The organism is Actinoplanes flavus (assembly GCF_017592555.1).
In the GTDB taxonomy this organism is placed as follows: Bacteria; Actinomycetota; Actinomycetes; order Mycobacteriales; family Micromonosporaceae; genus Actinoplanes; species Actinoplanes flavus.
On sequence record NZ_JAGFNS010000007.1, the window covers coordinates 309,376 to 333,227 of the forward strand.

Sequence of the window (23,852 nt, forward strand, 5' to 3'; positions counted from 1 at the left end):
CGGATGAATAATGAGGCCGTGACAGCGGCAGCCATCGACAAGAGCCGGATCCACTCGCTGACCCGACCCAACATGGTCAGCGTCGGGACCATCGTGTGGCTCTCCAGCGAGCTCATGTTCTTCGCGGCGTTGTTCGCGATGTACTTCTCCATCCGCGCGGCGGCGCCCGAGCTGTGGGAGGAGCACACCCAACACCTGAACATCCCGTACGCCACGACGTTCACGGTGATCCTGGTCCTCTCGTCGGTGACCTGCCAGCTCGGCGTCTTCGCCGCGGAGAAGGGCGACGTGTTCGCGCTGCGGCGCTGGTTCACGATCACCTTCGTGATGGGCCTGATCTTCGTGCTCGGCCAGGTCAACGAGTACGCCACGCTGGTCGGCGAGGGCGTGAAGATCAACGGTGACGGGTACGGCTCGATGTTCTACCTGACGACCGGGTTCCACGGTCTGCACGTGACCGGCGGCCTGATCGCCTTCATCGTCTACATGATCCGGACGACCATGGGCCGCTTCACGCCGGCTCAGGCCACCTCGGCCATCGTCGTGTCCTACTACTGGCACTTCGTCGACGTGGTGTGGATCGCCCTGTTCGCCATGATCTATTGGCTTCAGTAGCAGCGCCGACGGCGAGGATCGCAACAACAAACCAGAGGGACATAACCCATGACTTCTGACACCCCCGCCCGCAGGCGTGCCCGGGTGTTCTCCCGGCGGCGCGGCGCGCCCAGCCGGGTGCGCCGGAGGCTCGGCGCCGCGGCGCGCATGTTCGCCGCGCTGGCGCTGGCCGGCGGCGTCTACACCGCGTTCACCCCGGGCGCGTTCGCCGAGGACAACGTCCCGCTCTCCGCTGCCGCGCAGGAGGGCAAGGCGCTCTACGACACCAGCTGCATCACCTGTCACGGGCGGGACGGCCAGGGTGTCCAGGGGCGTGGACCGAGCCTGATCGGCGTCGGCTCCGCGTCGGTGGAGTTCCAGGTCGGCACCGGCCGTATGCCGATGACCCGCCAGGAGGCCCAGGCCGAGCAGAAGCCGCCGCAGTTCGACGAGACCCAGACCGAGCAGCTCGGGCAGTACATCCAGGAGCTCGGCGGCGGTCCGGAGCTCCCGAAGGGCGAGCTCGTCGAGAACCTGGAGACCAACCCGGACGCGCTGGCCGAGGGCGGCAAGCTGTTCCGGATCAACTGCACCTCCTGCCACGGCTTCGGTGGCGGCGGTGGCGCGCTCTCCTCGGGCAAGTTCGCCCCGGGCCTGCACGACGCCACGGCCGAGCAGATCTACGCCGCCATGCTCACCGGCCCGCAGAACATGCCGGTCTTCGGTGACAACCAGCTCACGCCGGACCAGAAGAAGCAGATCATCACCTACATCCAGGTCCAGCTCCAGGAGGACAAGGACCCGGGCGGTCTGTTCAACCTGGGCCGTTACGGGCCGTCGACCGAGGGCATGGCCATCTTCCTGGTCGGCATCACCCTGCTGGTCTTCACGTCTCTCTGGATTGCGGGGAAGTCATGACGGCGGTCCATCACTCCGGCGAGGCCGGTACGCCGGCCGACGTCAACGACCCGCACATGACGCGGTTCGACATCGTCAAGGAAGGCCTCCGGCGCGACGACATCGAGATCGTCACGTACGAGTCGCACTTCCACGGGCAGAACTCCAAGGCGGAGAAGCGGGTCGTCCGCAACATCGCCCTGCTGTTCCTGCTCTCCGGCCTGTTCACCGCGGCGTTCGTGGTCTTCTACATCGTGTGGCCGTGGCACTTCGAGCTCGGCCACACGATGAGCGACTACTACACGCCGATCCTGGGCGTCACGCTCGGCCTCGGCCTGCTGGCGCTCGGCTTCGCGATCCTCGCCTGGGCCAAGAAGCTGCTGCCGCACGAGCTGTCCATCCAGCAGCGGCACGGCGACCCGTCCTCGGACGACGAGCGCCTGATCACCGGGCAGACCATGCTCTACGTGGCGGACGAGCTGGGCGTCCAGCGCCGGCCGCTGCTCAAGGGCGCGATCGGCCTCGGCATGCTGCCGCTCGGTCTGGCGGCCGCGGCGCCGCTGGTCGGCGGCATGATCAAGAACCCGCACGGCGACGCCGAGCCGATGATGTTCCGCACCGGCTTCAACCCGGTCGCGAACGGGGACAAGCTGGTCCGCCTCACCCGTGAGGACGGCACCCCGATCCGGCCCGAGGACGTCAGCACCGGCGGCCAGATGACCGTCTTCCCGGGCATCCCGCACGGCGCCACCAACCAGCACGCCGACTCGCCGACGCTGCTCATCCACCTCCGGCCGGAGGACGCGGCCGAGACCCGCCGGAACGCCGAGGCCGACGCCAACGGGCGGAACAAGGGCTCGATGTACGGCAACTACGTCGCGTACTCCAAGATCTGCACGCACGCGGGCTGCCCCGCCAGCCTCTACGAGCAGCAGACCAACCGTCTTCTCTGCCCGTGCCACCAGTCGCAGTTCCTCATCACCAACAACGCGCAGCCGGTCTTCGGACCCGCGACCCGGCGTCTGCCGATGCTGCCGCTTACAGTGGACGAGGAAGGTTTCTTCGTGGCAGCGTCCGACTACAAGGACACCGTCGGACCTGACTTCTGGGAGCGGCCGTGAAGCGCCGAAAGATGGACCTCTCCGAGGCCCCGACCAACTTCGCCAAGGGGGTGGACGACCGGTTCCAGGCTGCCACCCCGCTGCGCGGCCTGCTGAACAAGGTCTTCCCGGACCACTGGTCCTTCCTGCTCGGCGAGATCGCCCTGTTCTCGTTCATCGTGCTGCTGCTCAGCGGCGTGTTCCTCACCCTCTTCTTCGACCCGTCGATGAAGGAGGTGGCGTACAACGGCTCCTACCTGGGCCTGCGCGGCGTCGAGATGTCGGCGGCCTACGAGTCCTCGCTGCACCTGTCGTTCGAGGTCCGCGGCGGCCTCTTCATGCGGCAGATGCACCACTGGGCGGCGCTGCTGTTCATGGCGTCGATCATCGTGCACATGGCCCGCATCTTCTTCACCGGCGCGTTCCGCAAGCCGCGTGAGATCAACTGGGTCATCGGCGTGGTGCTCTTCCTGCTGGGCTTCTTCGCCGGCTTCACCGGTTACTCGCTCCCCGACGACGGCCTCTCCGGCACCGGTCTCCGCATCGCCTCGGCGATCATGCTGACCATCCCGGTCATCGGCACCTGGCTCTCGGCGGCGGTCTTCGGCGGCGAGTTCCCCGGCGAGCTGATCATCGGCCGGTTCTACATCGCGCACGTGCTGCTCATCCCGGGCCTGCTGCTCGCGCTGATCGCGGCCCACCTGGGCATCGTGTTCAAGCAGAAGCACACCCAGTGGCCGGGCCCGCTGCGCACCAACGAGAACGTGGTCGGCGAGCGGATGTTCCCCCGCTACGCGATGAAGCAGGGCGGCTTCTTCATGGCCGTCTTCGGTGTCATCGCGCTGATGGCCGGCGTGTTCCAGATCAACCCGATCTGGCTGTTCGGCCCGTACCGCGCGGCCGAGGTGTCGTCGGCCTCGCAGCCCGACTTCTACGTCATGTTCATGGACGGTCTCGTCCGGCTCATGCCGAACTGGCAGATCTACATCTTCGACTACAGCATCCCGCCGATGTTCTGGCCGGCCGTGGTGGGCCTGGGCGCGCTGTTCACCCTGCCCATGGCGTACCCGTGGCTGGAAGCGCGCAAGCTCAAGGACAAGCGCACCCACCACCTGCTGGAGCGTCCGCGGGACAACCCGGAGCGCGTCGGCATCGGCATGATGTCGCTGACGTTCTTCCTGGTCGCCACGCTCTCCGGCGCCAACGACGTGATCGCCGACAAGTTCCACATCAGCCTGAACGCGATGACCTGGGCGGGCCGGATCGGCCTGGTGCTGCTGCCGCCGCTGGCCTACTACATCGCGGTCCGCATCTGCCTCGGTCTGCAACAGCACGACCGTCAGGTGCTGGCACACGGCGTCGAGACCGGCATCATCAAGCGTCTCCCGAACGGCCAGTTCGTCGAGATCCACCAGCCGCTCGGCCCGGTCGACGACCACGGCCACCCGGTCCCGCTGGAGTACGCCGGCTGGGTCGTCCCGAAGAAGATGAACCGCATCGGCGCCCTGGCTCCGGCGATCAAGGGCTTCTTCTACCCGGTCGAGAAGCCGGCCGACATCCCGGTCTCCCCGGCCGTGGGCGGCCCCGCGAAGCGCGAGGAGATCAAGTCCGGCAGCTAGGCCGGGTGTCACTCTCCGGAAGGCCCGTCAGGCATCTGCCTGGCGGGCCTCTCCCTTTCCGGTACGGGCGATGCCCGCCCCGCACGACATCACCCCGTCCCGCCGGGCCACGCGAGGCGCTGCCCACTTCCGGCCGCGGCGCGCCCGCCGGGCCGGAGTGGGTGGTCACCCGCCCGGTACGACCGTCACCCGGTCACCCTCGGTGAGAAGGCCGACGAGGTAGTCGACCTCGTCGCCGCCGAGGCTGGTCCGGGCCACCGCGAAGTGGCTCCACTCCAGGCGGAACGGGGTGGTGGCGCCCCACCGGCCGCGGAGGCAGTCGTCGACGGCGTCCAGGTTCCAGCCGAAGTAGCCGCCGGGGCCGTTGATCGCCTCACCGAGCGCGCAGTAGAAGCCGTTCACATCGGTGACGGACCGGCCGTCCAGCCGGTAGACGGCCCCGGCGGGCCGGTCCGGGACCTCGTGCCGGTGGTCGCCCAGGGCCAGCCGGAGCCACTCGTGACGCATCGCCGTGTCCAGCGGGCGCCAGCTGCCCGGCGCGCTGGGCCGCCGCTCCAGCCAGCCGTCCCAGAGCGCCCGGGCCCGCGCCGGGATCGGATCGATCATCCCGGCGTCCAGGTCGACGTCGAACAGGTCCGGGCCCAGTGACGACGGCCGGACCGCCGCCACGTCCGCGAACACTCCCGGTTCGAGGGTGCGCAGCTCCCGCCCATCGGCGGTCCGGCCGGAGATCGAGGCGGTGATCCGCGGCCGGCCCGGGCGCCATCGCGCCAGGCGCTCCCGGAACCACGGCTCCGGCCGGAAACCGATCAGGCGCACGCTGGGCGGCTCCAGCTCCGGCCGGGGGCGGAAGACGCCCTCGACCGCACGGCAGCGGGCCAGCGTGGTGTCGTCCGGCAGGCAGAGCCGGAACCCGTCGCCGGGGGCGGCCGGCCCCTCGGGGTCCGGCCGCAGATGGTGCTCGGTGTGCACCCGCCCGGTCAGCTCGACCCGGCCGTCGCCGGCGCCCACCACGGTCACGTCCCGCAGCCACGTGTCGTGCGGCGGCGCCTCCAGGCACACCTCACCGAGGCGGCCCCGCAACCCCGGCCCGGGATCGCAGTCCACCAGCGCGAACCGCTCCAGGCCGGGCTCGGGCAGATCGGCGAACAGGCCGTCGATCTCGGCGCACGTCCCGACCGGCCGGGACAGCTCCGGCTCGGGTAGATCGTCGCTGTACTCGTCGGTCAGCAGCCAGAGCGGGCGCAACGTCAGTCGGCGTCCGGCAGGCCGATGGCGAAGGCGTCCTCGAGGTCGTGCTTCGAGTAGGCGCGGAAGGCCACGAACGTCTCGCTGTTGATCACGCCGGGCGTCTTGGAGATCCGGCCCGCGATCACCTCGGCGATGTCGTCGAAGTGCGGCACCCGGACGATCGCGATCAGATCCACGCCTCCGGCCACGGAGTAGACCTCACTGACCCCGTCCAGCGCGGCCAGCGCCCCGGCCACCTCCGGAATCGAGTCGGTCGCGCAGTCGATGTGGACGATCGCGGTGTTCACCAGCGCACTCCTCGTCTCTGAGGACAAAAGTGGGTCGCGCTCATGCTATGCCCACCCGGCCCCGCCCCGCATACGCCCTCAGACCTCGACGGTCAGGCCGGTGTCGGTCCGGACGGCGTCGCTGAGGTGCTCGCCCGCCGCGACGTGGGCGCCCGGCAGGAGCACCGACCGGTGGACCGTGCCCTCGACGACCGAGCCCGCGCCGAGCACCGACGCGACGGCCTCGCCGGTGACCCGGGCCGAGGGGTCGGCCAGGGTGGCGCCGCCGGCCGCGTGCAGGTTGGCGGCCAGGTAGTCGGCCGGGGTGCCGGTGTCCAGGTAGAAGCCCTGGTAGCCGATCAGCTCCAGCTCGCCGGCCGCCTCGGCCGGGCGCCACACGGTCCGGACCAGGCTGCTGTCCACGTCGGCCAGATCCTTGGCGTAGCGCCACGGGATGAGCGAGAAGCCGGCGAACCGGTGCCCGCTGAATCCGCCGGTCTCGCCGGGGCGGCACGGCATGGTCAGCATCCGCACGGTCTCGCCGGACCAGCCCTCCAGCAGGGCCGCGATGTCCTTGCCCGGGTGGCGGGCCGGATCGTGCAGGTAGGCGTCGGCGTTCCCGGCCAGGATCGCGCGGCCGTCGATCCACGGGCGCAGCCGGCCGATGCCGCCGGAGGTGCCGATCGGGCCGTCCGGCTCCACCGACAGGTGGGCGCGGCCGCCGACGTGGGCCACCACCTGCGCGGCCAGGTAGGCGGCGTTCACGGCGACGTCGGCCGGGCCGGACAGGCCGAGACCGGCCAGACGGCGCAGGGCGTGGTCGAGCAGGGGCAGGTTGCCGACCGGGCAGAGCGCCTTCGGCAGCGTCTCGGTGATCGGCCGCAGCCGGCGGCCCTCACCGGCGGCCAGCACCGCGCCGCACACCGGCACCGGGGTGGGGAGAATCGTCACGTCACTCGCCGGAGGCCGGGAACGGGACGTGGTAACGGCCGGCCGGGATCGACGGCGGCAGCTCGCCGGCGCGCGGCCCGAGACCGTAGATGCCGAGCAGCCGGGCGGTGGGCCAGGTCAGGTCCGGCAGGTCGTCGACCGGGAACCAGCGGGCCTCCAGGACCTCGCCACCGTCGACCGCCAGTGGGGTGCTCGACGCCGGCACCGAGCCGAACCAGACGGTGTCGACCACGCCACCGTTCGGATGGATGATCGCGTTCGGGTTGCCGGGCGTCAGGTCACCGGGCTCCACGCGTACCCCCGCTTCTTCGAAAAGCTCGCGGGCGGCACCCACCGCGGGCAGTTCGCGGCGCTTGAGGAGGCCGGCCGGAAGGCCCCAGCCGCGGCCCGGCGGCTGGCGCAGCAGGAGGATGCGCCGGGGGGTGCCGGTCTCCGCGTCGCTGATGATCGTCACCGCGCCGACCAGGTACTTGGGCGAGACCATCCGGGCCACCTGCCGGCGGACCGGGAGGGGCAGCCCGTAGAAGGCCTGATACGCGAGGCCGCGGATCTGCCGGGGAATGTTCACGGCGTAAGGCTAACGGGGGAGGCTGTGCGGCTCAGTCCGGGTGGTCGACGAGCGCGATGAGCTGCTCGACGACCGCGTCCGGTTCGAGGTTGCGCTCGCAGACGGCGACCAGCAGCGTTTCCAGGTCGGGGTAGCCGAGTTCCTCGGCGAGCCGGCGCAGCGGAACCTCGCTGGCCAGGCCCCGGTCGTGCTTGCGGAGGGTGAGCCCGATGGTGGCCCGGCCCAGGCGGACCTTGTCGGCGATGCTGATGCCCGGCTCGTTCTTCTCGTCGAAGAAGCGGTTGATCTGCATCTGCGCCTGGCTGGACTTGACGAAACCGAGCCATTCCTTGCGGGGGCCACGTGGGGCGTTGGGCTCGGCTTCGACGTGGCCGTCGGTCTCGGAGAAGATCTCGACGACGTCACCGTCGCGGAGGGGGGAGCTGAGGGGGGCGAGACGTCCGTTGATGGTGGCGGCGAGGCACTGGTCGCCCTGTCGGGGGCCCAACTCGTACGCCAGGTCGACCGGGGTGGACTGACTGGGGAGTTCGTAGGCGTTGCCGTGAGCGAAGACCGTGATCTGGCCCTCGGCGAGGTCACATCGGAGCGAGTCGAGGAACTGTGTCGCGTCCGTCGTGTCCTGTTGCCAGTCGAGTACTCGTTTCAGCCAGGTCAGCTGATCGGCGCCGGGTGGCTCGTCGGCCACCTTGGGATATCGGTAGCTGGTGGCGACGCCGTACTCCGAGTAGCGGTGCATGGTCTTGGTGCGGATCAGCACCTCGACCAGCTTGCCCTCCGGGCCCACCACGGTGGTGTGCAGAGATCGGTACAGATTGTTCTTCGGCGAGGCGATGAAGTCCTTGAACCGGCCGGCCACCGGGCGCCAGCGCCCGTGGATGGCGCCGAGAGCGGCGTAGCAGTCGGTGTCCGGGCCGTCCACCACCACGGCGATCCGGGGAAGATCGAGGGGTACGGTGTGCCCGCCCGCGACCGTGTCCTTCCAGATCGAGTAGTAGTGCCGGGGACGCGGGGTCACCTCGGCGGTCACCCGGGAGCGGCGCAGCGCGGACCGGGCGTGATGCGAGACGTCGGCGAGGTAGTCGTCCCACCCGGGACGGTTCTTCACGTGCTCGTCGATGCGGGCGAACGCGTCCGGTTCGAGGTGGAAGAGCACCACGTCGTCGAGGTCGCGCTTGAGGGCCTGGATGCCGAGCCGGTCGCAGAGCGGGACGAGCACGTCCAGCGTGGCGGTGGCGATCCGGGCCCGGGAGGCGGTGGAGCGGGCGCCCAGCGTGCGCATGTTGTGCAACCGGTCGGCCAGCTTGATGATCAGGACACGGACGTCCTTGCCGGCCGCGACGATCATCTTGCGGATCGTCTCGCCCTCGGCGGCCTTGCCGTAGTACGCCTTGTCGAACTTGGTCACGCCGTCGACCAGGTGGGCCACCTCGGGGCCGAAGTCGCCCTGGAGCGCCTCCAGCGTGTAACTGGTGTCCTCCACCGTGTCGTGCAGCAGCGCGGCGACCAGGGTGGTGGTGTCCATACCGAGCTCGGCGCAGATCTGCGCGACCGCCAGCGGATGCGTGATGTACGGATCGCCGCTCTTGCGGAACTGGCCGCGGTGCATGCTCTCCGCGATCGCGTAGCTGCGGCGCAGCACGGCGACGTCGGCGGAGGAGTGGATGCTGCGATGCGTGCGGGCGAGTGTCGCGACCGGATCGTCGTCGTCGCCCTGAAAGCTGAACAGCGAGCGCAGCCGTCGCGTGAAGGAGAGGTCCTGGGAGGTGGTCGGCAGAGCACGACCGAAAGCGGCGCCGTGGCCGGCGTCGACGTCCACCCGGACACCCCCTCACCGATCGCCCGCGCATCAACCGATGCGCGGAGTCGCCTCGCGTTTCGCTGCCGCAAGAGAATCATCGGAAGGGTCCGCTCGCCAAGGCACCGGCCCGCAAATGTGACGAACTATTACCGAGATTCTTTTGCTTCAGTTGCGCGTGCTTTACAGCCTATGCGAGCGAGCGTCATCCGAACGGTCACTTACCGATAGGCGAACGGATGAGTCTTGATGCGAAGCGGCGGCTTCCGCCCTGGTGAGAAGGGCGGTGAAACGCGCGGCGCCACGAACCGGTGACACCCAGTCGCCCGAGGTTTCCACCAAGCGGGTGTCCGGCCGCTCCAGCCATGCCAGGATCCGCTCGCTCTCCTCGGCGGTCGCGGCCGGCGCCGGGCCCGGACCGGGCAGCACCGTCTCCGCCGTCAGCCTCGCCGCGTCCAGCGTCGGGCGGGGATGCTCGCGCGGCGGGGAGGTGGCCGCCGCCGCCAGCCGGCCGTGCCGGATCACCGAGATCTCCCAGCCGCCCCTGTCGTCCCGGCGGGCCGCCACGATCTCCTCCAGCCGGGTCAGCGCCTCCAGCCGCTGCATCCGCACCAGGGCCCGGAGCAGGGCGATCAGCCGGGACCGGACGACCGCCGCCTCCTCGTACCGTTGGCGGTCGGCCAGCGTGTCGATCCGGGCCAGGATGGCGTCCACCACCGGGCCCGGGTCGCCCGAGGTGGCGGTCCGGAAGGGCAGGGCGGCACGGGTTTCGTACTCCTCCGGGGTGATTTCGTGCTCGCAGGGCGCCGGGCACCGGCCCAGCTCGGCCAGCGCGCACGCCGGCGTCCGCGAGCGCAGCGAGAGCTTGTGGTTGCACTGCCGCAGCGGCACCGCGTCGTAGACCCCGGCGGCGGCCAGCTCCGCCGTCCGCCGGGACGAGAACGGGCCCAGATAGGTGGCGCCGTCCTCGGTCAGCTTGCGGACCACGGACAGCCGTGGGAACGCCTCGGCGGTCAGTTTCAGCCACACCACCCGCTCCGGGAACTTCGACCGGCGGTTGTACGGCGGCGCGTGCGCGGCGATCAACCGCAGCTCACGGACCTCCGCCTCGAGCGGGTGGGCGCACTCCACCGCCTCCACCCGGACCGCCGCGGTGAGCATCTCGGAGATCCGCGCCCGCTTCTCGCCGGCCGTGAAATAGCTGCGCACCCGGGTCGCGATGTCCTTCGACGTGCCCACGTAGAGCGGCCGGTCGTCGGCGGCCCGGAACAGGTAGACCCCCGGGACGTGCGGCAGCCCGTCGGCCAGGTGCCGCTGCCGGCGCTGGGCCGGGGTGACCGCCCGGGCGAACTCGACGGCGTCGCCCAGCGTGTGCACCTGGAAGCTGCCCAGCCGCTCGATCAGGCCGTGCAGCACGTCGACGGTGGCCTTCGCGTCGTCGAGCGCACGGTGGTTCGGCTGCACCGTGGACCGGAAGAAGTGGGCCAGCGTGCCCAGCTTGCGGTTGGGCACCTCGTCGCGGGTCAGGGCGCGCCGGGCCAGCGCCGCGGTGTCCAGCACCCGTGGGTTCGGCCAGGGGTAGCCGTGCCGGGCGCAGGCGGCCTTCAGGAAACCCACGTCGTACGGTGCGTTGTGCGCGACCAGGACCGCCCCGCGCAGGAACTCCAGCAGCGACGGCAGCACCGTCTCGATCGGCGGCGCCGGCCGCAGCATCGCCTCGGTGATGCCGGTCAGGACGGTGATGAACGGCGGCAGCGCCGCACCCGGGTTGACCAGCGTCGCGAACTCGCCCAGGCGCTCGCCGGCACGCACCTTGACCGCGCCGATCTCGGTGATCCCGGCGCCGTCCGGAGCACCGCCGGTGGTCTCCAGGTCGAGCACCACGAAAGTGGTGTCCGCCAGGGACAGCGCCGCCGGATCCACCGACCCGTCAGCGGACAGCAGCGTGTCCAGAGTGCCCTGCACGTACGCCGGTTGTGTCACGGGCCGGAACTTTAGAGCCCGGGTACGACAGAAACCGGGGCCGGGGTGAGAAAAGATCACCTGCTCCGCTGGGCCAATAGGTCGTGAGCGGTGTGAGAATGGGTGGATGTCCGTGCTGTTCGACCCCGACGACCGCCCCGAGGAGGAGGCGGCGCCGGAGGCTGCGGACTACGCCCCCGAGCCGGTCCTGCCCGAGGCGGTCCGTCAGCGGATCACCGTCCTGGCCGCCGCCGCGCTGCCCGGTCTGCCCGCCGACGAGATACCGGTGGCGCTGCGCCGGGTGGCCCGCTTCGCGCCCAACCGCAGAGCCCGCCTCGGCGGCCGCGACATCGCCGCCCAACTGGTCTCCGACCCGGTCTTCCGGCAGCGCATCGGCGGCCGCATCATGGCCGAGGCCGGTGATCTCGGAACGGCCGTGACCAGCGGCGTCGCACCGGCGGCGGCCGATCCGGTCGAGGTGGCGGCGCTGGCCTACCTGGCCCGTCCCGAGGGCTGGCGGGAGCTGATCGGCGCGGCCGGCGACGCCGTCCGGGCCGAGGCGGACAGCGCCGCGGTGGCCGCCCAGGTGCGCGCCGCCGAGCAGCGCGCCACCCGCGCCGAGCACGACCGGGCGGTCGCCCGGGTCGAGGCCGACAAGCTGCGCGACGAGCTGGCCCGGGTCCGCGAGGAGCTGAACCAGCTGCGCGAGGAGTCGCGGGCCACGGCCAAGGCGCTGCGTGAGGCGCAGGCGGCGCAGAAGCGCGCCGCCGACCTGCTCGCCACCGAGAAGGGCCGGGCCGCGCGGGTGGCCCTCGACCACGAGGCGGAGCTGCGCCGCATGCGGTCGCGCCTGGCCGACGCCGAGGCCGCCGCGGCCACCGGCAAGCAGGCCGCCAAGGACGCCCGGGCGGTCGACGACGCCCGCCTCTGGCTGCTGCTCGAGACGATCGGCCAGGCCGCCACCGGCCTGCGGCGGGAGCTGGCCCTCGGCCCGGCCGACAAGCTGCCCGCCGACTTCGTGGCCGACGTCTCCGCCGACCGCCCCGGCGCGCCCGAGCGGTCCCGCGCCCGCGCCCAGGACACCGACGACCCGGGCCGCCTCGACCAGCTGCTCGCCCTGCCCCGGGCGCACCTGGTCGTCGACGGTTACAACGTGACCAAGCGCGGCTTCGCCGACATGTCGCTCGAACAGCAGCGCAAACGCCTGATCACCGGGCTCGGCGGGATCGCCGCGCAGACCGGCGACGAGGTCACCGTCGTCTTCGACGGGGCCGAGCGGGTGCACGGTCTGCCACCCGCGCCGCGCGGTGTGCGGGTGCTCTTCTCCCGCAAGGGCACCACCGCCGACGACCTGATCCGCCAGCTGGTCCGGGCCGAGCCACCGGGCCGCCCGGTCGTGGTGGTCTCCTCCGACCGGGAGGTGGCCGACGGGGTGCGGCGGCACGGCGCCTACCCGATGGGCGCCGATTCGTTGCTGCGCCGGCTGTCGCGCTCGTAAAACTGTCGTACCCCTCGCTTAGCGTGACTGTCACCCATGGTGGCGGTCCGCTGGCGGGCCGTCTCTCCGGATGGAGGGAAGGGTCATGATCATCGATTGCGGGCGCTGCGCCGAGCGGACTGTCGACTGCGCCGGTTGCCTGGTCAGCGTGCTGATGGACACCCCTGACGGGATCGCCGACCTGACGCCGGGCGAGTTGCGGGCGATCGAGACGTTCGAGCTGGCCGGGTTCGAGGTGGAGCTGTTGCGGACACCACCCCCGCCGGTGGTGGTGCGGTTGCTCCCGCCCGGCCGTGACGTGGCGTGATCATGACGGGCGGGCGGCCGGATCGCGCCGGCCTCTTTAGGATGGGCGATCACACGGCGCGTTCGTCAGGGTGGAGAGAAGCAGGTGAGCGGTGTGATGACACCCCGGCTCTGGGCGGGCGGCGCCCTGATCGTGCTGCTGGTGGCCCTGATCGGGTTCGCCGCCGTGGCCGTGCCCTGGCATCGTGCTCCGGCCCCGCGCGCCGACCAGCTCGCCGCCCTCGGCGAGTTCCCGGCCGACCAGGTGGCCCGCTCCCGCGCCTTCCACGCCGAGCTGCGCCCGCTGTCGTACGCGGGGATGCTCCTCGGCCTGCTGATCGCCCTCGTGCTCGGCCTCACCCCGCTCGGCGCCCGGCTGGTCGAGCTGGCCGGCCGCCCGTTCGGCGACCACTGGCTGGCCCGGGCCGTCCTCGGCGGGCTGGCCGTGGTGTTCGTCGCCGAGCTGGTCACCCTGCCGCTGGCGATCTGGCGGCACACCATTGTGGTGCGCTACGGCATCTCCACCCAGACCTGGGGCGGCTGGTCGGTCGACCTGCTCAAGTCGTTCGGGGTGGGCGCGGTCCTCGGCGGGGCGGTGCTGGCCGCCTTCTTCACCGTCACCCACTTCGCGCCGCGCTGGTGGTGGGCCTTCGGGGCGGCCGGAGCGGCCGGGCTCGTGGTGCTGCTCTCCTTCGTGCTCCCGGTGGTGGTCGAGCCGATCTTCAACCGGTTCACCCCGATGGCGGACGGCCCGTTGCGCACCGAGCTGCTCGCCCTCGCCGAGCGCGACGGCGTCCCGGTGAAGGACGTCCTGGTGGCGGACGCCTCCCGCCGCACCCGCGCGGTGAACGCCTACGTCTCCGGGCTCGGCCCGACCCGCCGGATCGTCGTCTACGACACCATGCTGGCCGAGGCCACGCCCGGCGAGGTGGTCTCGGTGACCGCGCACGAGCTGGGCCACGCCAAGGACGACGACGTGCTCACCGGCACGATCATGGGCGCGCTCGGGTCCGCCGTCGCGGTGATCGTCCTCTACCTGCTCGGCTCGTGGACCGGGCTGCTGCGCCTGGCCGGGGTGGAGTCGATCGCCGAGCCCCGCGCGATCGGCCTGCTCCTGGCCGTCACCACGGTCGCCGGCCTGGTCGCCGGCCCGGCCCAGTCGTTCGTCTCCCGCCGGGTCGAGGCCCGCGCCGACAGCCACGCGCTCGAGCTGACCGGCGACCCGGCTACCTTCGAGGCGATGCAGCGCCGCCTCGGCACCGTCAACCTCGCCGACCCCGACCCACCGTCCTGGGAGCACGCCATGTTCGCCTCGCACCCGTCCACCGTGCAGCGCATGGCCGCCGCCCGCGCCTGGGCCCAGGGCGCCCGCTGATGCGCACGCTCCTGGTCACCAACGACTTCCCGCCCCGGCCCGGCGGGATTCAGCAGTTCGTGCACAACCTGGCGGTCCGGCAGCCGGCCGGGTCGATCGTGGTCTACTCGTCCACCTGGCGCGGGGCCGCGGCGTTCGACGCCGAGCAGCCGTTCGAGGTGGTCCGCGAGGACACCGGCATCCTGTTGCCCACCCCGTCGGTGGCCCGCCGGGCGGCCGAGCTGGCCCGCGCGCACGGCTGCGACCGGGTCCTGTTCGGGGCGGCCGCGCCGCTCGGCCTGCTGGCACACGGCCTGCGCCGCGCCGCGGGCGTCGAGCGGGCGGTCGGCATCACCCACGGGCACGAGATCGGCTGGGCGGCCCTGCCCGGCGCCCGCGGCCTGCTGCGCCGCATCGCCCGGGGCAACGACGTGATCACCTACCTGGGGGAGTACCAGCGCACCCGCCTCGACCGGGCCCTGCACGGCCGCACCGAGCTGCGGCGCCTCGCCCCCGGCGTGGACGTGGAGAAGTTCCATCCCGGTGTGGACGGCGAGGCCGTCCGCAGGCGGCACGGGCTGACCGGCCGCCCGGTGGTGGTCTGCGTCTCCCGGCTGGTCCCGCGCAAGGGCCAGGACATGCTGATCCGCGCCCTCCCGGAGATCCGCCGCCGGGTGCCGGGCGCCGCGCTGCTGCTGGTCAGCGGCGGCCCCTACCGCAAGACGCTGGAGCGGCTGGCCCGGGAGAACGACGTCGAGGCCGACGTGGTGTTCACCGGCTCGGTGCCCTGGGCCGAGCTGCCCGACCACTACGCGGCCGGCGACGTCTACGCCATGCCCTGCCGGACCCGTGCCGCCGGTCTCGACGTGGAGGGCCTCGGCATCGTCTACCTGGAGGCCTCCGCCACCGGCCTGCCGGTCGTCGGCGGCGACTCGGGCGGCGCCCCCGACGCGGTCCGCGAGGGCGAGACCGGCTACGTGGTCGGCGGCGCCGACGTCCCGGCCATCGCGGCCCGGGTCGCCGAGCTGCTCGGTGACCCGGTGCGGGCGAAGGCGATGGGTGAGGCCGGCCGGGCCTGGGTGGAGAGCGAGTGGCGCTGGGAGACGCAGGCCGCCCGCCTCACCGGCCTGCTCGCGGGATCCTGACTACCGCCAGCCCGCCTCGTTGCTGTAGGACTCGCGGCTGATCCCGGAGCCCGTCTCCGGGTCGCTGCCGAACCGTTCCCGGTGCAGGTGCGCGAAGAAATACCCCATCCCCTCGCACCAGGCGTCCTCGACGGCCAGCCGCGGTTCCGCCTGGACCGCCTGGTAGAACTCCCGCCCGGCGGCCACGATGTAGCCGCGGGCGTGCAGGAAGCCCTCGTCGGTGGCGGGGGTCGCGTCGTAGACGTCGCGCCGGTCGAGGTCGTAGAGCTTGCGCTCGAGAACACGATCCAGCTCGGTCAGCTCGCCGCTGCCCAGGCCGTCGCTCAGCCCGCGCAGGCGCTCCAGGAACGGATCCATCCAAAGATCAAGGTCATAGAGCCATTCCGGGTACGTGCTCGGCGCGCGCTGGACCAGCCGCTGCCGGACGGCGGCCGGTTCGTCGCCCAGTTCCGCCCAGGCGGCTTCGAGGAGAGCCCAGAACCGGGCCTCGTCGGCGGGCGACGGCCGGACCGCCCCCGAGCTGTCGATGCTCATGGCCGGGAAGGTATCAACACACGCAACGGGCCGTCCGGGACAGCCCTGACAGCCGGCCGGGCAAAGCGGACCGGGACGGCGTGAGTGAATGCCGAATCCCGGAGAAGCCGGTGGACGCCTCCCGGGCGTACGGCGTAGGAACGAGGGGGAGTCCAACCTCGACGGAGGCCATCGATGCCGGACGGCGCCGCTGCACCGGAATCCGCCCCCGCCGGCGAGACCACCCCGGACGAGCACTCCACGGAGACGGTGTTCACCACCCCGGACGACGGGGAGCTGGAGCTGCCCTACTGGCTGACCAGCACCGAGGAGGCCGCCAACACCACGTTCCCGCAGATGACGCGGCGGCTGCCGAGACTGCTGCGGGAGGCGTGGCTGCTCGGGTGGCGGGCCAGCCGCCGGACCACCGTCGCGGTGCTGACCCTGCAACTGGCCGCCGGGCTGGCCGCCGCCTTCGGGCTGATCAGCGTGGTCGGGGTGCTGGACGGGCTGCTCCAGGCGGGACCGACGCCGGAACGGGTGCGGGCCGCCGTACCCTCGCTGGTGCTCTTGATCCTGGCTTTGGCCGTGCGTGGCCTGCTCACCTCGGCCGCGACGGCGGCGCACGGACGGCTCTCCCCGATGGTGTACGAGGCCGCCGAGATGCGGCTGCTCGATCTGACCACCCGCGTCGACCTGGTCACCTTCGACGACCCGGAATGGCGCGACGCCATGGAACGGGCCCGGGACCGGGGAATCTTCGCGGCCCAGCAGGTCGTCGACCACGGCATCGAAGTGCTCACCCACCTCGTCGGGCTGGTCGCGGCCGCGGGCGTGCTGGCCGTGCTGCACCCGGCGCTGCTGCCGATGCTGGTGCTGGCGGTGGTGCCGACCGCCTGGGCGGCGGTCCGGGCGGCCCGGCTCGGCTACCGCAGCAAGCTGCGGCTGATCGCGGTCTGGCGGCGGCAGCGGATGCTCGCCTACCTGCTCGCGGCGCGGGAACCGGCCGCCGAACTGCGGGCCTTCACGATCCGGCGGTTCCTGCTCACCGAGGTGGGCCGGCTGCTGCGGGTCTCCACACTGGAGGAGATCCGGATGATCGGCCGGGTGGTCCGGACCAACCTGGTGGGGCAGGCGCTGAGCGGACTGGCGACCGGGGCGGCGTACGCGATGCTCTGCTGGCTGCTCTGGACCGGCCGGATGGAACTGGCCGCCGGCGGAGCCGCCGCCTACGCCATCAACATCGGCATCGACAAGCTGCGTGAACTGGCCTTCACCGCCAACCGGGTGTACGAGCAGGGCCTCTACTTCGCCGACTTCCAGGGCTTCTGCGAGATGTCACTGGCACACGCCGAACCCGAGCCGGGCCGCAGCGCGCCCGAGGACTTCCAGGAGATCCGGCTGGACCGGGTGACGTTCAGCTATCCGGACGCCGACCGGCCCGCCGTCAAGGAGGTCAGCATGGCGATCCGGCGGGGACAGGTCATCGCGCTGGTCGGGGAGAACGGCTCGGGCAAGACGACGCTGGCCGCCGTCCTGGCCGGGCTGCACCGGCCGCAGCACGGCACGGTCACCTGGGACGGTGTCGACGTGGCCCGGCTCGACCCGGACTCGGTACGCGACCGGGTCGCCGTGGTGATGCAGGAACCGATCCGGTGGCCGCTGTCGGCGCGGCTCAACATCGCGATCGGGCGGCACGACCGGCCGGCGACCCTCGACCACGTACAGGCGTCGGCGCGGGCCGGAGACGCGCACGAGTTCGTGATGGAACTTCCCCGGGAGTACGAGACCCTGCTGTCCCGGCACTTCACCGACGGCGCCGACCTGTCCGGCGGGCAGTGGCAGCGGCTCGCCGTGAGCCGGGCCTTCCACCGGGACGCGCCGCTGCTGATCTGCGACGAACCGACCGCCAACCTGGACGCCCGGGCCGAGCACGAGGTCTACCGGCGGCTGCGGGACCTGGCCGAGGGGCGGACCGTGGTGCTGATCACCCACCGGATGGCGAGCGTCCGGGAGGCGGACCGGATCTACGTGCTCGACCACGGGACGGTCGTCGAGGAGGGCGACCACGAGGAGCTGATCGCGGCGGAGGGGCTGTATGCGCAGCTGTTCACGTTGCAGGCGAGCGCCTATCAATCCGCCTGACCCGGGCCGCCCCCCAGCCCGTCCGCGGCGGCGTCACCCCCTCGCCACCCACCGCACCGGGTGGTCCGCGGCTTCGCCCTTTTCCCTCACCCGCCGCCGCCTTTCGGGGGTCCGGGGCCGGCGCGGGAGGATGGGATCATGAGCGACTCCGGTGTGCGGATCGACCCCGCCCTGCTGCGGCGCCTCGGGGTGGGGCCGGCGTCCGCCACGCTGCTCCAGTTCTCCACCGCGTTCTGTGCGCCATGCCGGGCCGTGCGCCGGGTGAGTGCCGAGGTCGCCGCCCTTCTGCCGGCGGTGCGCCACGTCGAGGTGGACGCCGAGAGCCATCTCGATGAGGTTCGGGAGCTGGGCATCCGGCGTACCCCGACGTTGTTGATCCTGGATGCCGAGGGGCGTGAGGTTCGGCGGGCCACCGGTGTCCCGACGAAGCCGCATCTGATCGCGGCGCTCGCCGAGCTGCTTCCCGCTCAGTCCTGAGTGAGGCGTTCCGACCTGAGCGGAGTGGGCCTGTTCCGAGTGGGGCGGCCTGCTCGAGCGGGGTCGCTCAGACGGGAGGAGCGGGAGCGCCCGAGCCGGTGGGGGGCCACGGTTTTCGCAGCGTGATCGTCGTTCGGGGCGGGGACGCCGGTGCGGAGGAGCCGGCGGCAGCCCGGGGCCAGCAGCATCGAGACGCTCGCCGTGAACAGGACGACGGCGCACACCGTCAGCACCCGATCGATGCCGAACCGGCCGGCCAGCGGTCCGGCCAGGGCGTTGCCCACCGGCATGGCCAGGAACGAGGTCAGGTAGTCCCAGGAGCTGACCCGGCCGAGCGCCCGGTGCGGCACGTTCTCCTGGAGCGAGGTGTCCCAGGCGACGTCGTAGAAGAGCAGTCCGGCGTACCCGATCACGGCGCCGATCATGACGGCGGCGAGCGTGCCGGGCCACACGTAGGCGAAGGCCCAGACCGACATCAGCGGCAGGGCCAGTAGCCCGGCGAAGAGCAGGCGCCGGGGCCGCAACCGCATGCCGATCGCGGAGCCGATCACCCCGCCCAGGCCCTCGGCCGCGGCGATCCAGCCGATCGCGTGCGCCCCGCCGAGCCGCTGCACCGCGATCACCTGCACCAGGACGAGGATGACGCCGTTGCCGATGTGGTAGACGCTCGCGCCGATCAGGTTGGTGAGCAGCCAGTCCCGGCTGCGGATCTCCTGCCATCCGGCGGACAGTTCCCGGCGGACCGAGGAGCGGGGGCCGCGCGGAGCCCGTACCCGGATGAGGGCGGCCGCGACCATCGAGGCGAGGAAGCTGACCGCGTTGATGGTGAAACCGGCCGGCGCGCCGAAGGCGGCGACGGTGATGCCGGCGGTGACCGGACCGGCCACGCCGCACGCCGATTGCAGCAGGCTGAGCGTGGCGTTGGCCTTCTGCCGGTCCTCGGCCGGCACGAGCAGGGGTTTGAGCGCGCTCATCGCCGGGCTGAAGAAGCTGCCGGCGCCGGCTGACACGACGGTGAGGGCGCAGAGCATGGCCAGGTGGTAGCCGCCGGTGGCGAACATGGCGGCGATCGCGGCGGTGGCGCCGAACCGGATCAGGTCGGAGCCGACCATGACACGTTGCGGCTGGAGCCGGTCGGCCCAGACGCCGCCGAACAGGGTGCCGGTCAGCAGGGTGAGCACGTTGGCGGCCATGACCAGGCCGAGGTCGCGGGCGCCGCCGCCGGTGGTGACGATCGCGACGGCGAGAGCGACGGTCTGGAACGCGTTGCCCAGCCAGGAGAGGCCCTGGCCGACGGCGAGCAGCCGGAAGTCACGGGTCATGCCGCGAGACGGTAGTTCAGCGTCTAACTATTAGCAATCTAATAATCAGATTCGTGGCAGACTTCTCACATGGAAGACAGCGTGGACCGGCATGTGGCCAGGTGGGCGGCCTTCTGGAAGGACGAGCCCGCGTTCGTGCCCGAGGTCGAGGGCGTGCTGGTCCGGATGATGTACATCAAGAAGTGGATCGAGCGGGCGGACGCCGCGGCGTTCGCCGCCTCCGGCGACGACTTCACGTTGCAGGATTACAAGACCCTGCACGTGCTGATGGTGCAGCCGTGGCCGACCGAGGCTACGCCGGCGCAGCTGGCCGAGGCGGCGAACGTGACGAGGGCCGCCATGACCAGCCGCTTGGACCGGCTGGAGGAGGCCGGCCTGATCACGCGGCAGATGGACGGCGCCGACCGGCGGCGGGTGCTGGTCCGGCCCACGGCCAAGGGCCGGGACATGTGGAACAAATACATCTTCGAGGGCATCGCCCGGGATCAACGGGCCCTCGCGGCGCTTCGCCACGAGGAGCTGGTCCAGCTCAACGGCCTGCTGCGGAAAGTCCTGCTTTCCCTGGAGGAATGACAGGGCGCCCCCTGCTCCCCTGAGCTGCCGCGCGCTGCCCTGCCCAGGCTGGGCGCGAGGCTTACCTGTTGATTCGGCGCCTCGATGGCAGAAACGCCGAATCCGTCCGAAACGTCTAGAACTTCGGGGCGTCGGGCGCCTCGAGGAGGCCCAGGCGCAGCGCGGTCATGAGCGCCTGCGCCCGGTTCGCCGCGCCCAGCTTCTCGTAGAGCTTCGAGATGTGGGTCTTCGCGGTCGACTCCGACACGAACAGCTGCTTGGCGATCCCCGCCACGCTCATGCCGTCGGCGAGCAGCCGCAGCACCTGACCCTCACGTGGGGACAGCTGCGGGCCGGACGGCGCGAGCCGCCGCTTCATGGCCTCGGCCAGATCGGCCGCGGTGAACGCGCTGGGCGCCGACGCGGCGTGCCGGGCGGCGGCCACCACCTCGTCCGCCGGAGCGGTCTTGGGCACGAACGCGCTGGCCCCGGCCTCGAGAGCGCCGAAGAGCTGGTCATCGCCCGCATACATGGTCAGGACGACGATGCCCATGTTCGCGTTGTTCTTGCGCAGGGCTCGGGTGGCCTCCAGGCCACTGCCGTCGGGCAGGCGGAGGTCCATGATCACGACATCGGGCTGAAGTGCGCCGGCCTGGCGCACCGCCTCCGCCGCCGTGGCGGCCTCGCCGACGACCTCGAACTGGCGGTCGCGCTCGAATGCGTGTCGCAGCCCCTTACGAATCAGGTCGTGATCGTCGACAAGGAGGACCTTGGTGCGCGTCGTCGGCGCCGGACTGGTCGACATGCTCGGGTTACTCCCCTTCTGGAGCTGAAACGCTATCTCGCACGCTATCGCGCCGAGGCGGGGTTCCGAGCACTACGGCGACGGTTGTCCCGCTGGGGTGTCGCGGCGTGATCTTGAGACGGCCTCGGATACGTTCCGCGCGCTCGGCCATGATGGTAAGTCCGTAACGGCCGTCCGGGCGGGTGTCCGCGAACCCCTTGCCGTCATCGGACACTTCGATCTCCGCGTAGGGCGGGTCGACCGTGCACGTGACCCAGAGGTTCGCGGCCCCCGCGTGCTTGCGGGCGTTGGTGATCGCCTCCTGGGCGATGCGCAGCAATTCCGCCTCGGTGGCGGCCGGCAGCCGGGCCGTCGACTCGTCGAAGGTGAAGTGCACCCGCAGGCCCGCGCTGGTGCCGAGGGTCCGCGCGTACTCCGCGATGGCGGCGGCCAGCCCGCCGTTGCGGTCGACCTCCGAGCGCAGCTCGAACAGGCTCAGCCGCAGCTCGGTGATCACCCGGGTCACCTCGGCCCGCAGCACCCGCAGCTCCTCGGCCGTCTCCTCGGCGCCCTCCGGCAGGGTGGCCTGGGCGTTGTCGATGCCGTAGCCGACCATCACCAGCTCCTGCGCCACCCCGTCGTGGATCTCCCGGGCCAGCCGCTGCCGTTCCTCGTTGGTGGCCAGCGAGCGCACGTCGTCGAAGAGCAGGGCGGCCTCCAGCCGCAGCGAGGCCGGGCCGGTCACCTCGGTCACCGCCTGGATCACCGGCGACGGGTACGCCCCGGAGGCGTCCGTCTCCAGAATGACCAGCCCGATCGTCCGGACCCCGGCGACCAGCGGCACCACCAGCGACGACACGTCACCGCCCGGGTGGCTGCGCGCCTGCGAGCGGCTGGCCGGCTGCGGCTGCTGGGTGGCCCACGCGTCGGCGATGGCCGAGTCCGCGTCGAGGGTGGTCTCCCAGTCCACCCGCTCGGCGCCGGTCTGCGCCAGCACCACGAGCCGGCCGCCCCCGCTCGCCGACAGCACCGCCGCCCGGTGGCCGGGCGCCACCGCGCGCAGCTCCTCCAGCAGATGCTCGGAGATGCCGCCCGGGTCCAGCGTGGCGCCCGGCAGGGACCGGGCCACGCTGCGCAGCTGGGTGAGCAGGCGGGTCGCCTCGGCGTACGGCTGCGGCGTCGGCTCGGGCGGCTGGAGCAGCTGGCGCATCGTCTCGGCGGCGAACGTGATGATCGCGCCGAGCACCAGCCACTGCCCGCAGGCGGCCAGGTAGCCCGGCTGGCGCAGCGGGTCGCCCGGCTCGGCCAGCACGCCGCCCACCACCATGGTGGCCGCGGCCACCCCGAGCAGCGTGATCCCCTCGGCCGGGCGGCGGCGCAGGGCCGCGGTGAGCAGCGGGACCGCCAGGTACGGCAGCACGGCCTCGGCGCCGAACCCGGCGTCGACCCGGTCGGCGGCGTGCGCGGCGGCCGCGATCCAGCCGGCCGCCAGACAGGTCACCACCACCTCGGCGAGGCGGCCCAGCGGGGCCAGGACGGCATGCCCCCGGGCCACGAAGCTGGGCACCGCGGCGATCGCCAGCAGGCCGATCCACCCGAGCTGGGCCGGATCGCCCGTGGCGGTCAAGGTCAGCGCGGCGACCAGCAGGAGCATGACGACGCGGGCGGCGGCTTCGGCCGGGCGGATGCGCGCGGGACCACTGACGAGGGCTGGCACGTGACGGATGGTATCGGCCCGGTCCGGGATCGGCTCGTCAGCACGACGCCCCGGTGGCGCGCCGGGGGCCGCGCAACGGGTAGCCTCCCTGCATGGCGGACACCTCGACACAGTCGATTCAGGTCCATGCGCCGCTCGCCCGGGTGGCCGCGGTGATCTGCGACTTCCCCCGGTATCCGGAATGGGCCGAGTCGATCAAGAAGGTGGAGGTTCTCGAGGAGTACGAGGACGGCTACGCGGCGCAGGTGCGTTTCCAGATCGACGCCACCGTGCTGGTCGACGAGTACACGCTGGAGTACGCGTACGCCGACGACCTCTCCCGGATCGAGTGGCACCTGGTCGAGCCGTCGAAGACGCAGCGTTCCCAGGACGGGTCGTACGACCTGGTGGAGAACGCGGACGGCAGCACCACCGTGACGTACACCCTTGCGGTGGATCTCGCGATCGGGATGCTCGGGATGTTCCGCCGGAAGGCGGAGAAAATGATCATGGATACGGCGCTGAAGGAGCTCAAGCGCCGTGTCGAGAGCCTGCCCGCGACCTGAGCGCGGGCCGAGGGGAGCAGGGATGCCCGGGTCAGCGCGGGAGGAGGCCGAACGGCTGGTCGCGGCGATCCTCGCCCGGGCCTCGGCGTCGTCGGCGGGCGGCCACCCGTCCGGGGACGGTTTCGGCCTCCTGGGTGACTCCGTCGCGGGCCTGATCGGCGTGCTGTCCCGCGACGACCTGGCCACCGGCAGCGCCGAGTGCTGCGTCTGCCCGGTCTGCCGGGCGATCGCGGCGGTGCGCGACCCGAACCCGGAGACCGCCGCGCGGATCGCCGCCAGCGCGGGCGACATCGCCAGCGGCGTGGCCGGCCTGATGCGCGCGTTCTCCTCGCTGGCCGCCGAGCCGCCCCGCCCACCGGCCCCACGCGCCAAGCCGGCGCCCGACCCGGACCGGGCCTGGTCCGCGGCGACCCGGGCGCAGGGCGAGGAGGAGCCGCCCGCACCGGACACGGCCGCCGACCCGTGGGGTGCGGCCAGCGCGGCCGACGCCCGGGAGGCGGCCGCGCAGGCCG

Annotated in this window: 22 protein-coding genes and 1 pseudogene; 13 read left to right on the plus strand and 10 right to left on the minus strand. The window is 72.0% G+C overall.

The window, feature by feature from the left end; translation table 11 throughout:
* Positions 1–18: 18 nt before the first annotated feature.
* Genes ctaE through qcrB form a run of 4 tightly spaced genes read left to right on the plus strand, consistent with a single transcriptional unit; the run spans position 19 to position 4,210 of the window.
* Positions 19–615 (plus strand): aa3-type cytochrome oxidase subunit III, encoded by a 597-nt coding sequence (ctaE, locus tag J5X75_RS13360; RefSeq protein ID WP_208467662.1) that lies wholly within the window; start codon positions 19–21, stop codon positions 613–615.
* A 48-nt stretch (positions 616–663) separates the two neighbouring features.
* Positions 664–1,512, plus strand: coding sequence for a cytochrome bc1 complex diheme cytochrome c subunit (gene qcrC / locus J5X75_RS13365; RefSeq protein ID WP_208467663.1), 849 nt, complete (start codon positions 664–666; stop codon positions 1,510–1,512).
* Positions 1,509–2,612, plus strand: coding sequence for a cytochrome bc1 complex Rieske iron-sulfur subunit (gene qcrA / locus J5X75_RS13370; RefSeq protein ID WP_208467664.1), 1,104 nt, complete (start codon positions 1,509–1,511; stop codon positions 2,610–2,612). Before qcrC ends, qcrA begins: the two co-directional genes overlap by 4 nt.
* Positions 2,609–4,210: a cytochrome bc1 complex cytochrome b subunit gene (qcrB, locus tag J5X75_RS13375; protein ID WP_208467665.1), complete on the plus strand. Its 1,602-nt coding sequence runs from the start codon at positions 2,609–2,611 to the stop codon at positions 4,208–4,210. The genes qcrA and qcrB overlap by 4 nt, the downstream gene beginning before the upstream one ends.
* Before the next feature lie 165 nt (positions 4,211–4,375).
* Here the strand turns inward: qcrB and J5X75_RS13380 are convergent, their stop codons facing one another.
* From J5X75_RS13380 to J5X75_RS13405, 6 genes are all read right to left on the minus strand, one after another.
* Positions 4,376–5,458, minus strand: a complete 1,083-nt coding sequence (locus tag J5X75_RS13380) for a barstar family protein (protein ID WP_208467666.1) — start codon at positions 5,456–5,458, stop codon at positions 4,376–4,378.
* Between the two features lie 2 nt (positions 5,459–5,460).
* Positions 5,461–5,748, minus strand: coding sequence for an Lrp/AsnC family transcriptional regulator (locus tag J5X75_RS13385; RefSeq protein WP_183217263.1), 288 nt, complete (start codon positions 5,746–5,748; stop codon positions 5,461–5,463).
* Between the two features lie 78 nt (positions 5,749–5,826).
* The gene (locus J5X75_RS13390) at positions 5,827–6,678 is read right to left on the minus strand and encodes a sugar phosphate nucleotidyltransferase (protein ID WP_307798058.1); all 852 of its coding nucleotides are present in this window, start codon (positions 6,676–6,678) and stop codon (positions 5,827–5,829) included.
* A 1-nt stretch (position 6,679) separates the two neighbouring features.
* Positions 6,680–7,246: an NUDIX hydrolase gene (locus J5X75_RS13395; RefSeq protein ID WP_208467667.1), complete on the minus strand. Its 567-nt coding sequence runs from the start codon at positions 7,244–7,246 to the stop codon at positions 6,680–6,682.
* Between the two features lie 31 nt (positions 7,247–7,277).
* Positions 7,278–9,062, minus strand: coding sequence for a RelA/SpoT family protein (locus J5X75_RS13400; protein ID WP_208467668.1), 1,785 nt, complete (start codon positions 9,060–9,062; stop codon positions 7,278–7,280).
* Between the two features lie 162 nt (positions 9,063–9,224).
* The gene (locus J5X75_RS13405; RefSeq protein WP_208467669.1) at positions 9,225–11,024 is read right to left on the minus strand and encodes a DEDD exonuclease domain-containing protein; all 1,800 of its coding nucleotides are present in this window, start codon (positions 11,022–11,024) and stop codon (positions 9,225–9,227) included.
* Between the two features lie 106 nt (positions 11,025–11,130).
* Between J5X75_RS13405 and J5X75_RS13410 the strand changes: the two genes are divergently transcribed.
* The 4 genes from J5X75_RS13410 to J5X75_RS13425 all read left to right on the plus strand — a co-directional run bounded on the left by J5X75_RS13410 (position 11,131) and on the right by J5X75_RS13425 (position 15,285).
* Complete coding sequence (locus tag J5X75_RS13410) at positions 11,131–12,501, plus strand: NYN domain-containing protein (RefSeq protein ID WP_208467670.1); 1,371 nt, start codon at positions 11,131–11,133, stop codon at positions 12,499–12,501.
* A gap of 85 nt (positions 12,502–12,586) precedes the next feature.
* Entirely contained in the window at positions 12,587–12,808 is a 222-nt protein-coding gene (locus tag J5X75_RS13415; protein ID WP_208467671.1) for a hypothetical protein, read from the plus strand.
* A gap of 96 nt (positions 12,809–12,904) precedes the next feature.
* A complete protein-coding gene (locus J5X75_RS13420) occupies positions 12,905–14,161 on the plus strand; it encodes a M48 family metallopeptidase (RefSeq protein ID WP_208467706.1) in 1,257 nt (418 codons plus the stop codon).
* Complete coding sequence (locus J5X75_RS13425) at positions 14,161–15,285, plus strand: glycosyltransferase family 4 protein (RefSeq protein WP_274383521.1); 1,125 nt, start codon at positions 14,161–14,163, stop codon at positions 15,283–15,285. The genes J5X75_RS13420 and J5X75_RS13425 overlap by 1 nt, the downstream gene beginning before the upstream one ends.
* Here the strand turns inward: J5X75_RS13425 and J5X75_RS13430 are convergent, their stop codons facing one another.
* Entirely contained in the window at positions 15,286–15,819 is a 534-nt protein-coding gene (locus J5X75_RS13430) for a DUF4240 domain-containing protein (RefSeq protein ID WP_208467672.1), read from the minus strand.
* Between the two features lie 174 nt (positions 15,820–15,993).
* Here J5X75_RS13430 and J5X75_RS13435 point away from each other — a divergent pair, with 174 nt between their 5' ends.
* On the plus strand, positions 15,994–17,943 hold the full coding sequence (locus J5X75_RS13435) for an ABC transporter ATP-binding protein (protein WP_208467673.1): 1,950 nt from the start codon (positions 15,994–15,996) through the stop codon (positions 17,941–17,943).
* 138 nt (positions 17,944–18,081) lie between these two features.
* Complete coding sequence (locus tag J5X75_RS13440; protein ID WP_208467674.1) at positions 18,082–18,420, plus strand: TlpA family protein disulfide reductase; 339 nt, start codon at positions 18,082–18,084, stop codon at positions 18,418–18,420.
* Here J5X75_RS13440 and J5X75_RS13445 read toward each other — a convergent pair.
* Positions 18,411–19,742, minus strand: a complete 1,332-nt coding sequence (locus J5X75_RS13445; protein WP_208467675.1) for an MFS transporter — start codon at positions 19,740–19,742, stop codon at positions 18,411–18,413. The genes J5X75_RS13440 and J5X75_RS13445 overlap by 10 nt on opposite strands.
* Before the next feature lie 69 nt (positions 19,743–19,811).
* Here J5X75_RS13445 and J5X75_RS13450 point away from each other — a divergent pair, with 69 nt between their 5' ends.
* Positions 19,812–20,315 carry a MarR family winged helix-turn-helix transcriptional regulator gene (locus J5X75_RS13450; RefSeq protein WP_208467676.1) on the plus strand — a complete coding sequence of 168 codons (504 nt, stop codon included), beginning with the start codon at positions 19,812–19,814 and terminating at the stop codon, positions 20,313–20,315.
* A 115-nt stretch (positions 20,316–20,430) separates the two neighbouring features.
* Here J5X75_RS13450 and J5X75_RS13455 read toward each other — a convergent pair whose 3' ends face one another.
* Positions 20,431–21,099 (minus strand): response regulator transcription factor, encoded by a 669-nt coding sequence (locus J5X75_RS13455; protein WP_014688640.1) that lies wholly within the window; start codon positions 21,097–21,099, stop codon positions 20,431–20,433.
* Positions 21,100–21,106: 7 nt separating this feature from the next.
* Complete coding sequence (locus J5X75_RS13460; RefSeq protein ID WP_372450873.1) at positions 21,107–22,795, minus strand: sensor histidine kinase; 1,689 nt, start codon at positions 22,793–22,795, stop codon at positions 21,107–21,109.
* A 92-nt stretch (positions 22,796–22,887) separates the two neighbouring features.
* Between J5X75_RS13460 and J5X75_RS13465 the strand changes: the two genes are divergently transcribed.
* On the plus strand, positions 22,888–23,340 hold the full coding sequence (locus tag J5X75_RS13465) for an SRPBCC family protein (RefSeq protein ID WP_188121717.1): 453 nt from the start codon (positions 22,888–22,890) through the stop codon (positions 23,338–23,340).
* Positions 23,341–23,362: 22 nt separating this feature from the next.
* A pseudogene (locus J5X75_RS13470) lies at positions 23,363–23,852 on the plus strand (hypothetical protein); the annotation flags it as partial.

Excerpts from the sequence above, each read along its gene's own strand:
- qcrC (WP_208467663.1), top strand. The coding sequence starts at position 664 with ATGACTTCTGACACCCCCGCCCGCAGGCGTGCCCGGGTGTTCTCCCGG.
- qcrA (WP_208467664.1), top strand. The coding sequence starts at position 1,509 with ATGACGGCGGTCCATCACTCCGGCGAGGCCGGTACGCCGGCCGACGTC.
- J5X75_RS13410 (WP_208467670.1), top strand. The coding sequence starts at position 11,131 with ATGTCCGTGCTGTTCGACCCCGACGACCGCCCCGAGGAGGAGGCGGCG.
- J5X75_RS13415 (WP_208467671.1), top strand. The coding sequence starts at position 12,587 with ATGATCATCGATTGCGGGCGCTGCGCCGAGCGGACTGTCGACTGCGCC.
- J5X75_RS13420 (WP_208467706.1), top strand. The coding sequence starts at position 12,905 with ATGACACCCCGGCTCTGGGCGGGCGGCGCCCTGATCGTGCTGCTGGTG.
- J5X75_RS13425 (WP_274383521.1), top strand. The coding sequence starts at position 14,161 with ATGCGCACGCTCCTGGTCACCAACGACTTCCCGCCCCGGCCCGGCGGG.
- J5X75_RS13430 (WP_208467672.1), bottom strand. The coding sequence starts at position 15,819 with ATGAGCATCGACAGCTCGGGGGCGGTCCGGCCGTCGCCCGCCGACGAG.
- J5X75_RS13435 (WP_208467673.1), top strand. The coding sequence starts at position 15,994 with ATGCCGGACGGCGCCGCTGCACCGGAATCCGCCCCCGCCGGCGAGACC.
- J5X75_RS13440 (WP_208467674.1), top strand. The coding sequence starts at position 18,082 with ATGAGCGACTCCGGTGTGCGGATCGACCCCGCCCTGCTGCGGCGCCTC.
- J5X75_RS13445 (WP_208467675.1), bottom strand. The coding sequence starts at position 19,742 with ATGACCCGTGACTTCCGGCTGCTCGCCGTCGGCCAGGGCCTCTCCTGG.
- J5X75_RS13450 (WP_208467676.1), top strand. The coding sequence starts at position 19,812 with ATGGAAGACAGCGTGGACCGGCATGTGGCCAGGTGGGCGGCCTTCTGG.
- J5X75_RS13455 (WP_014688640.1), bottom strand. The coding sequence starts at position 21,099 with ATGTCGACCAGTCCGGCGCCGACGACGCGCACCAAGGTCCTCCTTGTC.
- J5X75_RS13465 (WP_188121717.1), top strand. The coding sequence starts at position 22,888 with ATGGCGGACACCTCGACACAGTCGATTCAGGTCCATGCGCCGCTCGCC.